The sequence below is a fragment of the Finegoldia magna genome (assembly GCF_002243175.1).
GTDB classification, from domain to species: domain Bacteria; phylum Bacillota; class Clostridia; order Tissierellales; family Peptoniphilaceae; genus Finegoldia; species Finegoldia magna_J.
In genome coordinates, this window is sequence record NZ_NDYF01000010.1 from 87,040 (window position 1) to 104,132 (window position 17,093).

Annotated in this window: 11 protein-coding genes and 2 other annotated features (1 of these 13 running past the window's edge); of the genes, 1 reads left to right on the forward strand and 10 read right to left on the reverse strand. The window is 28.9% G+C overall.

Features of this window, described 5'->3' with window-relative positions; genetic code table 11:
- Together aspS and murJ are read right to left on the reverse strand one after the other, a co-directional pair.
- Positions 1 to 1,767 carry an aspartate--tRNA ligase gene (gene aspS / locus B9N53_RS03665; RefSeq protein WP_094203729.1) on the reverse strand — a complete coding sequence of 589 codons (1,767 nt, stop codon included), beginning with the start codon at positions 1,765 to 1,767 and terminating at the stop codon, positions 1 to 3.
- A gap of 37 nt (positions 1,768 to 1,804) precedes the next feature.
- Positions 1,805 to 1,984, reverse strand: a binding site (T-box leader).
- Positions 1,985 to 2,024: 40 nt separating this feature from the next.
- Positions 2,025 to 3,548: a murein biosynthesis integral membrane protein MurJ gene (gene murJ / locus B9N53_RS03670; protein WP_094203730.1), complete on the reverse strand. Its 1,524-nt coding sequence runs from the start codon at positions 3,546 to 3,548 to the stop codon at positions 2,025 to 2,027.
- 96 nt (positions 3,549 to 3,644) lie between these two features.
- Here murJ and B9N53_RS03675 point away from each other — a divergent pair, with 96 nt between their 5' ends.
- Positions 3,645 to 5,003 (forward strand): helix-turn-helix domain-containing protein, encoded by a 1,359-nt coding sequence (locus tag B9N53_RS03675; protein WP_094203731.1) that lies wholly within the window; start codon positions 3,645 to 3,647, stop codon positions 5,001 to 5,003.
- Here the strand turns inward: B9N53_RS03675 and B9N53_RS03680 are convergent.
- Genes B9N53_RS03680 through pheS form a run of 8 tightly spaced genes read right to left on the reverse strand, consistent with a single transcriptional unit; the run spans position 5,000 to position 17,007 of the window.
- On the reverse strand, positions 5,000 to 6,115 hold the full coding sequence (locus B9N53_RS03680) for a tetratricopeptide repeat protein (RefSeq protein WP_094203732.1): 1,116 nt from the start codon (positions 6,113 to 6,115) through the stop codon (positions 5,000 to 5,002). The two genes, B9N53_RS03675 and B9N53_RS03680, sit on opposite strands and share 4 nt — an antisense overlap.
- Positions 6,116 to 6,772, reverse strand: coding sequence for a hypothetical protein (locus B9N53_RS03685; protein ID WP_094203733.1), 657 nt, complete (start codon positions 6,770 to 6,772; stop codon positions 6,116 to 6,118).
- Between the two features lie 8 nt (positions 6,773 to 6,780).
- Positions 6,781 to 8,475, reverse strand: a complete 1,695-nt coding sequence (argS, locus tag B9N53_RS03690) for an arginine--tRNA ligase (protein ID WP_094203734.1) — start codon at positions 8,473 to 8,475, stop codon at positions 6,781 to 6,783.
- Positions 8,476 to 8,485: 10 nt separating this feature from the next.
- Complete coding sequence (locus tag B9N53_RS03695) at positions 8,486 to 10,837, reverse strand: endonuclease MutS2 (RefSeq protein WP_094203735.1); 2,352 nt, start codon at positions 10,835 to 10,837, stop codon at positions 8,486 to 8,488.
- Complete coding sequence (locus B9N53_RS03700) at positions 10,838 to 12,979, reverse strand: U32 family peptidase (protein WP_242432393.1); 2,142 nt, start codon at positions 12,977 to 12,979, stop codon at positions 10,838 to 10,840.
- Positions 12,963 to 13,595 carry a cell division protein ZapA gene (gene zapA / locus B9N53_RS03705; protein WP_094203736.1) on the reverse strand — a complete coding sequence of 211 codons (633 nt, stop codon included), beginning with the start codon at positions 13,593 to 13,595 and terminating at the stop codon, positions 12,963 to 12,965. Before zapA ends, B9N53_RS03700 begins: the two co-directional genes overlap by 17 nt.
- Positions 13,596 to 13,603: 8 nt before the next feature.
- Complete coding sequence (pheT, locus tag B9N53_RS03710) at positions 13,604 to 15,976, reverse strand: phenylalanine--tRNA ligase subunit beta (protein ID WP_094203737.1); 2,373 nt, start codon at positions 15,974 to 15,976, stop codon at positions 13,604 to 13,606.
- Positions 15,977 to 15,984: 8 nt separating this feature from the next.
- Complete coding sequence (gene pheS, locus B9N53_RS03715) at positions 15,985 to 17,007, reverse strand: phenylalanine--tRNA ligase subunit alpha (RefSeq protein WP_002836559.1); 1,023 nt, start codon at positions 17,005 to 17,007, stop codon at positions 15,985 to 15,987.
- A gap of 37 nt (positions 17,008 to 17,044) precedes the next feature.
- Positions 17,045 to 17,093: a binding site (T-box leader), on the reverse strand; it runs 139 nt beyond the window's last position.

Consider the following 17,093-nt stretch of genomic DNA (forward strand, 5'->3'; position numbering starts at 1 on the left):
CTAATCTAATGTGATGTGAATTTCTTTAAGTTGTTTTTCATCAACATTTGATGGAGCACCAGTTAGTAAATCTGTGGCAGATTGTGTCTTAGGGAATGCTATAACATCTTTAATATTATCAGTTCCGACTAATAGCATCATAAGTCTATCCATACCATACGCTAATCCACCATGTGGAGGTGTTCCATAGTTGAAAGCTTCTACAAAGAAACCAAATTTGTTTTCAATCATTTCTTCAGTTAATTCTAATGCTTCGAACATTTTCTTTTGTAAATCAGAATTGTTAATTCTTATTGAACCTCCGCCGATTTCATCTCCATTACATACGATATCGTAAGCTTTTGCTCTTACTTTTTCCTTGTCAGTTAACAAATATTGAATGTCTTCTTCTTTTGGCATTGTAAATGGGTGATGCATAGCCACAAATCTGTTTTCTTCTTCGTCGAATTCAAATAATGGGAAATCAACTATCCAAACAAATTCAAAAGTATCATTGTCAACCAAATTCATATCTCTAGCGATTTTGTTTCTTAATGCACTTAATCCATTAAATACAACATCATTTTTGTCTGCTAGTATAAATATTAAAGCATTTTCGTCTTCTTTTGTAGATTCAATTATCGAATTCATTTCTTCATCTGATAAGAATTTTTTAATTGAAGATTGAATTTCTCCATCGTGAACTCTTATCCAACTTAAACCTTTAGCACCGTATTCTTTTACAAATTTTTCTAATTTATCAATTTTTTTACGTGAATATTCACTTTCATAATTACCTATATTGATACATCTAACGCTCTTGTTCTTTTCATTACAACTTGAGAATACTTTAAATTCTGAATCTTTTACTAATTCGGTGATGTTTTTCAATTCAAATCCAAATCTCAAATCTGGCTTGTCGCATCCATATCTCTCCATAGCTTCTGAATAAGTCATTCTCTTAATAGGAGTTGGAATATCAACTCCTCTTATTTCTTTGAAAAGTTTTTTAATCAAGCCTTCATTTAATGTCATAACATCTTCTTGATCTACAAAACTCATTTCCATATCCACTTGAGTGAATTCCGGTTGTCTATTCGCTCTCAAATCTTCATCTCTGAAACATTTTACGATTTGGTAGTATCTGTCCATTCCACTAATCATAAGAAGTTGCTTCATTAATTGTGGTGATTGTGGTAGTGCGTAGAAACTGTGTTCATTTACTCTACTTGCTACCAAATAGTCTCTGGCTCCTTCTGGAGTTGGTTTTCCTAAAAACGGAGTTTCAATTTCATAAAATCCATTTTCATCTAAATAATCACGAATTAATTTATTAGTTTTTGCTCTTAATTTTAAATTATTTTGTAATTTAGGTTTTCTTAAATCTAAATATCTGTATTTCAATCTAACGGCTTCTTGAGCATTATCGTCGTCTTTAATGTAAATTGGTGGAACATTCGCTGTATCTAAAACAATTAGTTCATTAGCTATAACTTCAATTTCTCCAGTAGGAATGTTATTGTTTTTTGATTCTCTTTCTCTAACATCACCTTTTACACATAAAACATATTCGCTTTTAACATCTTTTGCTTTATCGAAAATCTCTTTGTTATCATCCTTTATAGCTATTTGAGTTATTCCTGTGTTATCTCTCAAATCTATAAAGATAAGAGATCCTAAATTTCTTTCTTTTTGAACCCATCCCATAAGAATGACTTCTTTGTTAACATCACTTAATCTCAACTCCCCACACATGTGAGTACGTCTAAGATTTCCCATACTATTCATAAAAAACCTCCTAAAATATAAAAAACCCGTCCTTATGATAAGGGACGAGTTAAATCGCGGTACCACCCTAATTAGGTAAACCTCACTTTAATTTATAACGCTATCAAGCGGAAAATTCGACTCAAAAATGTCTGCAATTACTATGAATAATAAGTCACACCAACCCTTATCTCTCTGAAAATCAATCATAATGCGCTCTTTTTATCTTTGTCTTTATAACAAAATTATATTCAAAAAACTTTCAATTGTCAAACCATCTATTTTTTTCTTCTGTTTTTATAAAAAGCGATAATTTCGTTTAGTTCATCGACCTTAAAAATTAAAATACAAGTTAAATAACTAATTCCTGCAACAATTATAGACATCATTAATGATAATGTATTTGAAAATTTCATATTTGTAGTTTTAAATGTAATATAAGCTAATGCTCCCATTATTAACGATGAAATCAACATCTTAAAAATATTTACAAAAGATGATTTTGTAGAACTAAAATCCCCAATTTTTTTGTGTAATCTCATTATTATCATAATTGCTCCAATTAGATTTGCAAAACTTGTTGCTACTGCTAATCCTACCAATCCAAAAACTCTGGATAAAATAATATTTCCTATGATATTTATAGCAACCATAATAACAGAATTAATTGTAGGAGTTTTTGTATCATTCATAGCATAAAATGATTTCGACAAGATATCTCTGATGGCAGTTCCTATTATTCCCAAAGCGTAGAAGAACATACAAACTGATGTCATAGCAACATCATTCATTGTGAAAGCTCCCCTAAAGAACAGCATCTTAGTAATAGGATAGGATAATACCAAAAGTCCAATTGTCGCCGGGATTACTAAAATACAAATCATAGACATTGATTTCATTATGCTATCTTTCATTTTATTCAAATCATTAGCAATAAAATTTCTAGACAATTCTGGATACACAATTACAGAAATATTTGCTATAACAATTCCCGTTACAAATTCAATAAGCCTCGATGCATAATTTAGAATTGGAATACCATTAGCTGAAACTGTAGATGCTATCGACTTATCTACCATAACATTGATTTGATTTACCGATACTCCCAAAATTATCGGAATTGATAAAAGAACAATCATCTTTACATTTTTATCTGAAAAATCTAAAATCTTATGATATTTAAAATTCTTTCTTTTCGTTATAAATATGTAAGGTAAATATTGGAGCGCATTTCCCAATAACAAACCAATTCCAACTATCATATTATTATCGTACTTATTGGAAATTACAAGAGCAAGTATAATGAAGAAATTCATTATAAAACCTTGTAGGTTTTGAACTACAAAATGATTATTCGCATTCAAGTATCCTTTGAATACACATGACATAATTGACGGAATCATTGACAATAAAGTTAATCTCATGAATTTGATAGTTAATTCCTTTGTGTATCCAGTAAATCCTGGAGCGAAAATTCTAATTACAGAAGGTGTAAAAATTTCAAGTAGTATTATTAGTGCTAATATTATAATAACAACTATATTGTTGATATTTGATGTAAAAATATCGCCTTCTTCCTTTCCCTTTTCGTGTACTATTTTATTGTATATAGGTATAAAAGAAGTTGAAATTCCCGCTGAAAATAAACTTACTATTGTAATCGGCAGTATTTGTGAAACCAAAAACGCATTGGCAACCGGCCCATTTGTAGGGAAAAAATATGCCAATGTAGTTTCTCTTACTAATCCTAAGACTTTTGATAGTAGTGTAATTATCATCAGTATAATGGCAGTCTTTTTCATAAGTATCTCCTGTGTATATTTAAAAAATTTGTTGGTTGTGATATTATTTATACTATAGATAATAACACAGGTCTAACGATAATTAAAGGTGATAAGATGAATATAAGATTATTGGTTAAAAAAATGGATGAATTGGTTGACTCTTCGGACATAAAAATAATAAACGATATCGACAATATCTCTCTAAATTGTATTTCCGATCAGAAAAACACCCTATCTATAATCGAATACGACAAAAATATTATTTGTCCGAAAAACTCTAATATTCTTTTTTTGAAAGCAGAAGATGAAATGTTAGAAAATGAAAATGCAAATATTATTTATTCAAAAGAAAATGATATTTTTAAAGTTTACGAAATTGCGAATGCGTTTTTGCGCGAAAATGCAGAGTTCTATAATAGAATTTACAATACAATTTCAAACCGTGAGGCCGTAAATAATTTACTTTTAAACATAAAAGATTATTTCGATGTAAATGTGTGCCTGTTGAATTCAAACAAAAAGTTGTTGCTAAATACATTTGATTTCTCAACTATCAAAAAAATTTATCCTCTGGAAATAAAAAAGAAAAGTTTGAGTAAATTATATGGATATCTTGCTTTCGAAACAATTGAGGGCGAGTATGAATTTGAATTCAGAAAAATTTCCAAGATAATTTCAACATACATTTATAACAACGTAAACGGACTAATAAATTCAAAAGAAGACATATACAGTACTATTAAGAATTTGATTTCTGGAAATATTACAGAAAAAGACGAAGAAAATATTGCAAATATAGGTTGGAAAACAGATGACAATTACGATATTAATGTAATTAAAATTGAAGGTGGTTTATTTAAATACCAAGACATGTTCTCACATGGTAACAGATTTGTTTTGGATTATCCAATGTATATGTATTCTGTATTACAAGAAGGATACCTTGTGTTATTAACTAATAATAAAATTAAAGATGTTTCATCAGTAAAGACAAACTTAAACTTTTTTACTGAAAAATACGACTTAAAAAGCATAAAATTATCACTTAAAAACAACCTGTTCAATTTGAAAAAAGCTTATGATTTATCTAGAAGAATTTTAGAAAACAATATAGAATTAACTGAAAACATAAACGATAATTGCTGTAAAATCATCTATGATTTGGTATGCTTGGATTCTGAAATAGAAATATTAGTTCCAGAATTCATCTATAAATTAAAATATGACGATATAAATAATGGCACAGACCTTCTCAGAACATTATACTTTTACCTTGTAGAAGAACGCTCATTAATCAAAGCATCTCAAAGACTGAATGTTCACAGAAACTCAATCGTTTATAGAATAAACAAAATTAATGAATTGGTAGATATTAATTTGGATTGTTACAAAGCAAGAAAAAACATAATAAGTGCTTTAGAAATCATCGACCGATTGGACAATACGCTTAAAATAACAGAAGAAGACATTTAATTGTCTTCTTCTATTTTTTGCAATAATTGCATTGCCATATTAAAAATATCTTCGTGTACATCATCATAAGAAACCAAAGTTGACAATGTGTCTTTTGCTTTTGCAACTCTATTTGAGTTTAGTTCAATAACGGCTTTATTGTACAATAAAATCTCGTTGTCTTTATGAATTTTAAGCCCACGATTTAAAACCTGAATTGATTTTTCAAAATCATAATCGTTGAAATAAGCTACAGACATATCATTATACAAATCAACGTGATCAAATCCCATGCTTTCAGCTTTTTCAAAATATTCTATAGCTTTATCCAAATCATTCAAATTCAAGTAACATTTACCCATTAAATAAACAATTCTGGAAGTTTTTTCAAGTTCTTGGAAAATTTCAAGTGCTTTTTGTGGTTTCGAATTGATTAAAGTAGTCGCAAAATCCAAATCTCTTAAAGGCTTTATATCCTCCATTAAACGTTCAACTTCATTTATCACAATTAATACTCTTTTTTCATCGTAATCATTAGGTGAAGTTGCCATCTTATGAGTATTTTTTAAGTAATCATAAGCTTTTATATAATTATGATTTAGTAATTCTAGATTTGCAAGTTCTACATAATTTAAGAAGAAATCAGGAAAATTTGCAACATTTTCATTTAACACTCTGAAAGCTTCTTCGATAAAAATACTAGAATTAAACTCATCTTCAAGCGCCATTAATCTCAAACAATACGCATAATAATACGCATTATCTGCAATATCCGATTTTAATATATCATTTGTTCTAAAATAAATAACAGCTTCTTTTGGATTTGAAATCTTTTCAACTCCCATAGATATTATTGATTTTTCAATATCAGGAAAAATATTGTACATAATATCTGTGTAGTTTACACAGTATTTGAATGATCTATCGTAAGCTATGTTATAAATCATGCCTTTAATTATTAATTCCAAATCAAAATTTTTGACGAAATCATTGTTCTTGACTCCATCTAACAAATCTTTCTCTAAAACAGGTAGTGGAATATCTTTATCAATGTAATCATTTGATTCTAATAAATTCACATAAACCAATTGATTCATAAATTTACTGAAATATTCGTCAATCTTATTAATCATTTATTTCTCCCCCGTTTCTAAAATTCTGTACAAATTAGCCCTATACAACATGAACAACGAAATGAACATCAAAAGCAATCCAAATTTTATAATCGACACAACTTCATTTGACATTATAAAGTCTTCAAATGTGTAATTCTTCATAATCAAATTATACAAAATTGCAAAAATAGCAACATTAGGTATATTCCATGTTAAAAAATTTTTAAAATTAAATTTTAATGATGTCCAAATCGATTTATAAAATTCTTCGTCAATCATGTAAAGTGTCTCCACTAACGGATTAAATATTAATAAAAGAACAATTACTGCTCCCTCGTATTTTTTTAAGAAAAAATACAACAACAATAAAATTCCTCCATTAAAAGCGACCTTTAACATTAATTTGGGAATAGTAATCGGTTCTATTTGATAGTTATCTCTTGTATGAACCGAAATACTAAGCATATTTAAAAGGATACTCAACAGAAATGTAACCAAAACCGCTACTATCACACTAGATATTTCTTTAGATACAGATAATCTAAACAAAATATTATTCGACATATTTAACGATAATTTCATTACAATCATTGATGCAAAAATCAACGGAAAATATTTAATTGTATGTGCGGTTCTTGTAAAAGAATTTTTGATTATTTCTATAAATGAGTCCATTATTCTCCCTACATTCTAACTGGTGCTTCAATGCCTAACAAGCTCAAAGATAATTTCAAGCATTTGTTAACAGAATAAGTTAAATACAATCTTTGATATTTTAGTTCATATTCTACAGTGTTGATTGGACAATTTGCATAAAATTTATTGAATAGTTTTGCTAATTCTACTGTATAACGTGTCAAGAAAGAAGGTTCGTATTTTTCAGTAGCATTTAATAAAACTTCTTCAAATTTTGATAAGTGTTTTACAATGTCGATTTCTGTATCGTCAACTAATAAATCAAATTTGCTATTGTCTTTTAATTCAAATTCTCCCTTGTCTAATATAGAACAGCTTCTTGCAAATGTATATTGTGTATATGGTCCAGTTTCTCCATCAAAATTCAAAACTTGATCCCAATCAAACGTATAATCTTTTATTCTATTATTGAATAAATCTTGGAATATTACAGCTCCAACACCAACTTGTTTTGCCACTTCTTCTTTATTTTCAAGATTAGGATTTCTTTCTTCTATGATTGATTTTGTTTTATCAATAGCTCTATTTAAAACATCTTCTAGGAAAATAACTTTACCTTCTCTTGTTTTCATAGATCCATCTTTCATGCTAACCATACCAAAAGAAACATGTTCGCAATCATTCCACCAATCAAATCCCATTTTTTTCAAAACGGCTCTTAATTGTTCAAAATGAAGTTTTTGTTGACTAGCAACAACGTATACATTTTTATAAAAATTGTAAGTTTTTTTACGATACATTGCAGTAGCAATATCTCTTGTTAAGTATGTTGAAGACCCATTTGATTTTTTTATTAAAACAGGTGGCAAGTTTTCATCATCCAAATTGATTATCATTGCACCATCGGATTCTTCTAGCAAATTTTTCTTATCAATTGCTTCTAATGCATCTCCAATAAATTGTGAGTGGAATGATTCACCATTAAAATTGTCAAACTCAACTCCTAGTAAATCATAAACTCTTTGAAATTCTTTTAGAGAAATTTCTCTAAACCATGACCATAATTTTACAGCTGTAGGATCTTTTTTTTCTAATTTATCGAACCAATCGCGTGCCTCATCCATGTAAGTTTCATCTTCTTTTGCAATTTTATTGTATTTTACGTAAAGATTTAAAAGTTCTTTTATTGGATCAGCATTTATTTTATCTTCGTCTCCCCATTTTAAATAAGCTGATATCATCATACCAAATTGAGTTCCATAATCACCGATGTAATTAACACCTGTTGTATTAAACCCTTGATATTTCATTATGTTTCTTATGGCATTTCCTATTACAGTGGAGCGTAAATGTCCAATATGAAATGGCTTTGCAATATTTGTAGAAGAAAAGTCGAACACAACATTTTTCCCAACGCCAATATGACTACTTCCAAAATCATCTTTAACAGCTTCTGTTAGAACACTTTCTACTAATTTTGAATTATCTACAAAAAAGTTTACGTAAGGACCTACATTTGCAATTTTTTTGATATTTTCATTGCTGAATTCTTTTTTAGCTAATTCTTCTGCGATTAAATTAGGTGCTTTTCTAAAAGTTTTTGCTAATTTAAACACTGGAAACGCATAATCTCCCATATCACTGTTTGGTGGAATTTCGATTAAATCTGATATTTCTTCTTCAGTTAGACCAGTGTCAAATCCTAGTATAATTTGTTTTACTTCTTCTTTAAAATTTATCATTTTAATCCCCTTATTTTAAATAAATGAAAGTAGCTCCAAGACCGCCTTCATTGTAACCTGCATATTCAATCTTTTTGATTCTTTTATCACTTCTTAGGTATTCTCTGATACCTTTTCTGAGCATACCAGTTCCTTTGCCGTGAATTATATTCACTTTTTTCAAACCAACAATTACACAGTCATCAATGTATTTGTCAAGTTCGTATATTGCTTCTTCAATATTCTTTCCACGCAAATCTATTTCGCTTTTTATATCAGAATTAGCTTTATTTTTTATAATACTTTTAATGCTCTTTGATGATTGAATCACTTCTTGTTCTTTAATTTTCTTCAAGTTCTTAACATTGGCATTTATCTTTAAGATACCCACTTGAACCAATAAATCACCTTTTTTATCAGGTTCTGTAACAATAGTACCTTGTTGGTCAATTCCTAAGATTTCGACTTCATCTCCTAATTGTAGATTTTGTTTTTTAGACGTTTCATTCAAAAGTTTCTTATTGGAACTCTTTTTAATTCTTTTGTTAAATTTACTTTCAACATCATTAGCTACTGTTCTAGCATCAGATTCTTTCTCTAAGAATTTTAATTTATTGATAAGCTCACGTGATTCTTCCTTAGCTTGCATATAAATTTCGTTTGCATTTTCTTTTGCTTCGTTAATAATTCTTTCTTTTTCTAATTTTGTCTTTTCAAGTTCTTTTTCGTATCTGTCGCGAAGCTTCAATAAATCTTCTTTAAGCTCTAATTGTCTTTTTTTTTCTTCGTCAATTTGTTTCTTTCCAGATTCAATGTCAGATAAAACATCTTCAAAATCTTTGTCTTCTTGAGATAAAATTTCCTTTGCATTATTAATTATATCATCATCAAGACCAAGTCTTCTAGAAATTTCAAAAGCATTTGATTTACCAGGAATCCCAATTCTCAATTTATAAGTTGGTGATAAAGTATTTACATCAAATTCTACTGAACCATTTTTTACGTATTTTTCTGTCAATGCAAATATTTTAAGTTGAGAATAGTGAGTTGTAGCAATTGTTCTTATAGATTTGTCTAAGAAAATTCTCAAAATTGCAATTGCTAGTGCTGCTCCTTCTGTTGGATCGGTTCCTGCACCAAGTTCGTCGAATAACACAAGAGAATTAAATGTAATATTATTTACAATGTGTACAATATTTTTCATATGAGCTGAAAAAGTAGACAAAGATTGTTCTATACTTTGTTCATCACCAATATCTGTGAAGATATTGTCGAAAATTGCTACTTCCGAATTTTCATCTACAGGAATTAAAATTCCAGATTGTGCCATTAAAGTTATCAGACCTACTGTTTTAAGTGTTACAGTTTTACCACCAGTATTAGGTCCAGTTATAACCAATGTATTGTAATCATCACCAAGATAAATACTTATAGGCACAACTTTTTTCTTGTCCAATAAAGGATGTCTTGCATTTTTGAAATTAAAATATCCATTAGTGTTTAGTTTGGGATTTGTCGCATCAATTTCTATAGCATATTTTGCTTTAGCGAATATGAAATCTAATCTTGATAAAACATCCTGATCCACAAAAATCGAATCCTTGGCATCATAAACTCTATCAGAAATTTCTTTCAAAATTCTTATTATTTCTTCTCTTTCTTCTGCTTCAAGCATTCTCAATTCGTTATTTAATTCTACAACCTCCATCGGTTCGATGTAGACTGTTTGACCCGAAGATGAATGGTCGTGTACGATTCCTTTAAAAGATGATTTATGTGAAACTTTTACAGGAATTACATATCTATCATCTCTCATAGTTACGATGTTTTCTTGTAATGCTTGATCATTAGAAGATAAAATACTATTTATTTTATCTCTAATATTTTCTGTCTTTTGCCTTTTAGTTTGTCTAATTCTTGCCAGATTTCTACTGGCATTATCGCTAATTTCATCTTCGGAAATTATTGCATTATTAATAGTTGCAACTACATCAGGTTCTTCCATCAAAGAATCCATCATTGCCATAATCATAGGGTAATTTTCGTGATTTTCGTCAGATTCCCCAGCGTATCTTTTTATATCGTGAACGCTACTTAAGATTTGGCCGATTTTCAACAAAACTTCTGGAACTATGTATCCACCCTTTGATACATGCATTATACTTGCTTTAACATTTATAATCTCATATATAGGAGGATTAGAAAATTTGTAAATCATACTCATAGCTTCATAAGTTTCATCCAAGCTTTGTCTGATTTCATCCTCATCAATCATAGGTTCCAATTTATTGGCTATACTTTTCCCCAATTTAGATTTGCAAAATTTTTCAATTTTATTTTTTATTTCGTTGTATTCAAGTGTGTTTAATGTCTTTTTATCCATTTATAAAATTCCTTTTTTAAAATGAAATTCATTAGATTTTCCAGTTGCATATTTGTTCTTTCTAATTGAATATAAGTTAAAATCTATATCATTCTCATCTATCTTAATTCTATCACAAGAATAAATTAAAGAGTAATCGTCCATTCTTACAACCTTATATTTAGAAAAATCTCCTTCAATATAACAATCATTAAACTTACAGAACTCACAATTTTTCCCATTACATTTTATTATGCTCGAAAAAGGACAATAAACAGTAACCATATTAACTAAGTTTTCTTCAACAACCAATTCATAATTGTAATTTGAATTTTTTACAATTTCTTTAATTTCAGATTTGTTTAATTCAACTGATAAAGTTATTACATCTACTCCCAAGTCATTTAAAACTTTTGCTGATAAAGTATTAAATACATTCATCTGATAGTCACTAACAACAAAATCAGCTTTAATATCCCTAGCTATAATGATATCTCCAATATTATTGATTAAAAGTTTGGATACATTATTTTCTCTGCACCTTTTTATAAACTTATCCGTTTTTTCTTGATTCAAAAATCTTGGAACTCTCACGATGTATTCTGATGAAATTTTATCGCTGTAACCATCCACTTCATTTACATAAACTGTTTTACAGCTTGAATTTTTAATTCTATTTTTTTCTATTAGATTATCTAAACTTTTCAGATCAACATTTTTTTGTTTTCTATGATTAAAATCAGCTTTTTCTTCCAAATAAAATTCTATGAAATCTCTCCTTATCTGATTTATCTGACTTTTCGATAAAAATAATCCATCATCTAGTATAATTTCCAGTTCAGAAATATTTACTGGATAGTTTCCTGTTTTTAGTACTTGATTACGTATAAAATCGTCATCTATCGGCTTATTTTTTGCATCATCGCAAATTATATTAGTGTTATATATTAGATCATTTACAAATATTTGAATAGGTTGAAATTTTTTACAAATAAACTTGACTTGTAAATCAAATTTCAAATTTTTTTCTTCATTTGATTCATCAACTATTTTAATGTGACTAACTCTTTTTACATCAGAATTTTCAAGAGCATCACCTATGTTTTTAAACGAAGCTATGCTATTTTTCGTATAATTTTCAGTTAATGTCAACGGAAAAGTATTTTTTCCATTAGAAAGTATTAGAATATCTTTCTTTAATACATCTTTTGTAAATTTTATTTTCCCTTTCCCTAATACTTTTCCTACTATGTTGCCTTTAACTTGATTTTTCCTACCAAGTTCAACGTAATTGTATCCATTTGTATTATTGATTAATCCTTTTGTAAATCCACGATTTTTAACTTCGTCTAAATAATAATCGTATTTACCATTGTCTAATTTTTCTCTGTAAGATTTTACAATAGAGTACACGTATTCCTTTGATTTCATTCTTCCTTCGATTTTCAAACTATCACAATATTTTGCGATTTCGTCAACATTATCAATAGTACACAAATCTTTTGGACTGAGATAAGACAGCTTTGAATTAATAGTTTCGTTGGCTAAAATAATCTTGTAATCCTTCCTACAAGGTTGAGCACATCTTCCTCTATTTGCACTTCTATCACCATTTAATGAACTCATCAAGCATTGCCCTGATTGGCACACACATAATGATCCATGAATGAAAACTTCAATTTCAATGTCACAGTTATTCCTAATATTTTTTAATTCTTCTAAATCAGTTTCCCTAGCCAATACAATTCTTTTGAAACCAAGTTCTTTGGCAATTAATGCCCCATTCAAATTATTAATGTTCATCTGAGTAGATGCATGTAAATCCATATCAGGAAATAACTTGTTTACAAGATATGCCAGACCAATATCTTGCACAATTAGTGCATCAATATCGATGTTATATAATCTATTTACATAATCAATTGCCTTGTGAATTTCTGATTGTTTTATAAGAGTGTTTAATGTTACATAAACTTTTACGTTTCTTAAATGGCAGTATTTTACAACTTCCTTAACATCTTCTACAGTAAAATTTTCAGCATAAGCCCTTGCGGAAAAATCTTTTGTTCCAAGATAAACGGCATCAGTTCCCGCACGGACACTTGCTTTTACCATTTCCCAATTTCCGCAAGGAGCTAATATTTCACTAATCAATGATTTCATCCCTTTGATAATCCATTAAAATATTTTCTAGCTTATTTTTTTCAAAAGCTAATTTATTATATTCGTCTTTTAAATCTTTGTATTTTTGAGATATATCATCATTTTCTGTTTCGTAAAATTCAATTTGCTTTTTCAAATCTTCCGTAGTTTTATTTTCTTTTTTGAGTTTTGTATTTAAATCTGATGCGTTTTGTTCATATTGCGCTTTGATTTCGTTAGCGTATTTTTCAGCTTTTTTCTTTATATCTTCTTTTTCCTTTTCAGAATTTTCTTTAATTTCATTGTATTGTTTAGTCATTTGCTTTAAGTTTGTTTCTTTAATAACCAAATTTTGATATAATTTTTCGCAATCAGATTTTAAGTTAGAATAATCCTTTATAATTGGATCATTCTCTTTTTTGTATTCATTTAATTCAGTTGTTAAATTATCGTGAGTTTCTGCCAAATTCATAAGAGCTAAGATAGTTGCATTCAAAGTCGTTAATTTTGAATTTCTGTTTTTACAATCTGCAATATCCTTGTTAATTTTCTCAACTATCTTATCTGTTTCTTCTTTAGATTTTTCAGTAACAATATTGTAAGTTGAACCTTGAATTACAACTTGTAATTTGTTCATATACATTCCTACTTTCTCAATGTTGCGTTGAATTTTTGTTCTAATGAATTTAATATTTCTTCTTGTATTTTTTCAATAGTTTTGTCTTTTAATGTTTCATCTTTTGATTGATATATAATTCTGTAAGCTAAGCTCTTCTTATCATTATCAACATGTTCACCTTTATATTCATCGAATAAGTAAACATCCTTAATGATACCATTAGAGTGCTTTAGAATTTCTTTTTCAATTTCAATACTTTCCAATTCTCTATCCACCACAAGAGCTATATCTCTTTCAATTGAAGGATATTTACTAATTGGTGAGTAAAGCTTTTTGAAATCCATATGTTTAATTAATTCTGTAAAATGAATTTCTCCAACATAAACCCTATTATCAAAGTCATAATTGTCTCTTACTTCATAACTTATTTCACCAAATGTTGCGCTCAATTCACCATTTACAAATATATCAGCACATCTACCGCTGTGATAAGTTTTATTATCTTTGTTTTTTACGATTTCATAATTATCAATTCCCAATTCGTTAAATAATGCCAAAATCATGGATCTAACATCGTAGAAATCATAATCTCCATACATTCCCAAAGCTAATTTTTTAGTTTCGATTCTTTCGTTTCCGACCAAGTGGAAAGTATTTCCCAATTCATATACGCAAATATCTTTGATTTTATTTTTATAATTCTTAGATAGTATATCCAAAATATTTGGTATAATTGTGGATCTCATCACAGAGAAATCTTCTCCTAGTGGATTGATTAGTTTGATCAATTTATCATCATCCATTTCAACCATTGCTTTAGAATAAGACTTTGGGCTGATGAATGAATAAGACAACACTTCAAAAGTATTCATAGAATACAAAGCTTTTTTCGTATTATCTATGGCAATTCTTTCTTCGCTCTTAACACCTCTCTTTAGTTTTCCGATAAGAGGTTTAGCGCCAATTTTCTCAAATGTGTAAATTCTTCCAACTTCTTCAATTAAATCTTGATAAATTGAAACGTCTTGTCTGTGGAACGGAACCTTAACTTTGATTTTTTCGTCGTCTTCTGACACAATTTTAAATTCCAATAATTTTAATATATTTTTAATTTCTTCATTTGAAATATCTGATCCTAATAAATCATTGCATTTTTTGTAGAATAGTTCTACATCTTCTAATTTTTCTTCACATGTAATCACATCTATAGAGTTATTAATCACAGTTGCATTTGTAATATCTTCAATTAATTTACAAACTCTCAATGATGCTAAATCACATAATTGTTGGCTTACACCCTTTTCAAATCTTGTAGAAGCATCAGTTCTTAAAGATAATCTTCTTGATGATAGTCTAATTGTATCGCTATCAAAACTTGCAGCTTCAATGAGCACATTAGTAGTATTTGATGTTATTTCTGAATCAAAACCACCCATAATTCCAGCAATACCTAATGTGTTTTCACCATCACAAATTATTATATCATCTGATAATTCACGTTCAACATCGTCTAAGGTTGTAAATTTTTGTGAACCAGATTCTTTTACTATAATTTTCTTATCTGCGATTTTATCCAAATCATATGCGTGAATTGGTTGACCAGTTTCTAACATTACAAAATTTGTAATATCAACAATATTGTTAATAGGTCTAATTCCAGATTGAATAAGTCTATTTTTTAGCCATTGTGGACTATCTCCTATTTTTACATTTTTTACAACTCTAGCCACATAACGAGTACACTTGTTAGTTTGAATATCAACAGAATTTACGTAATCATTGATATCTTCATCAAAGTTTTTGATTTCAATAGAAGGATATTTGATTTTTTTGCCAAAAGATGCAGCATATTCTCTTGCCATTCCTAAAACGGATAAGCAATCCGGTCTGTTTGGTGTGATTTCAAACTCAATTATAGGCTCATTGATTTCAAGTGCATTAGTAACAGTTTCACCAATTTTGTTTTCAGATAAAACAGCAATTCCATCTTTTAAATTTTTATCTACAACTGACGTTTCAAATCCCATTTCTTCAAAGCTGGTTAACATTCCAGGGCTCATGATTCCTTTAAGATCAGCTTCTTTTAAAACAATGTCTCCCGGAAGAGTTGCCCCTACTTGTGCATAACAAACAAACATATCTTCTTTGATATTTTTTGCACCTGTAACTACTTCGATATCTGAATTTCCTGTATCCAATGTAACTATAGATAATCTATCGGCATTTGGATGCTTATCAATTTTTTTTATTTTAGCTACAATTAATTTGTCGTTTAAATATTTACTTTTATCTATAAGCGATTCAACGTGACTTCCTGTTTCAGAAAGTCTGTCTGTAATAGTTTTTATTGATTCGTCTACATCGACGTAATCTTTTAGCCAATTAATAGGTAATAACATATTTCCTCCTAGAATTGTTCCAAAAATCTCTTATCGTTATCGTACAACAATCTTATATTGTCGATTTTGTGTTTTACCATTGTAATCCTGTCAACTCCCATACCAAATGCAAATCCAGTATAAACTTCAGGATCTATTCCACAATTTCTTAAAACATTTGGATGAACCATTCCACATCCTAAAAGCTCCATGCTCCAACCTGTATCATTGCAACTTGGGCATCCTTCGCCTTTACAATCGAAGCAAGTAACATCTACTTCCATTGAAGGTTCTGTAAATGGAAAATAATGTGGTCTAAATCTGGTTTCTATTTCTTCACCAAACAAGTTTTTGATAAAAATATTGATTGTATCCATTAAGTTAGCCATAGTAACACCTTTGTCTACAACCAATCCTTCAATTTGATGGAACATTGGTGAATGTGTATCATCTACATCATCAAATCTAAAAGTTCTTCCCGCTGAAACCATTCTAATAGGTGGCTTTTGAGCCTTCATAGTTCTGATTTGTACGCTTGATGTGTGTGGTCTAAGTACAGTTTTATCATCCAAATAAAAAGTATCAGATAAAGATCTTGAAGGATGATATTTTGGTGAATTTAATAAATCGAATGTATTTTCAACTGTATCAATCTCAGGACCATCCACAATATCAAATCCCATTGTTTGGAATAAATTTTCCAATTGGATTATAGTTTCATTAAGTGGATGTCTGTGAGAAATTTCTCTGACACCTCTATTTGCAGTTACATCTATTTCTTCTTCTTTTAATTTTATCTTTTTTTGTTCTTGTTTTAATTGTTCAAATTTATTAGACAACAATTCTTCTATTTCAGATCTAACTTCATTTGCTAATTGTCCCATAATCGGTCTTTCTTCCTTAGAAAGTTTACCCATATTTCTTAGAACAAGTGTCAAATCACCTTTTTTGCCAAGAACTTTTACTCTAATATCTTCTAAAGATTTTAAATCACTGGCATTGTCGATTAAACCAACAGTTTCTTCTTTAATTTTTAAAATTTCTTCTTTCATTATTTTCTCCTTAAACAATAAAAAAATCCCTCATCCCGTATGGGACGAAAGATTGTATTTCCGCGGTACCACCCAATTTATGATAA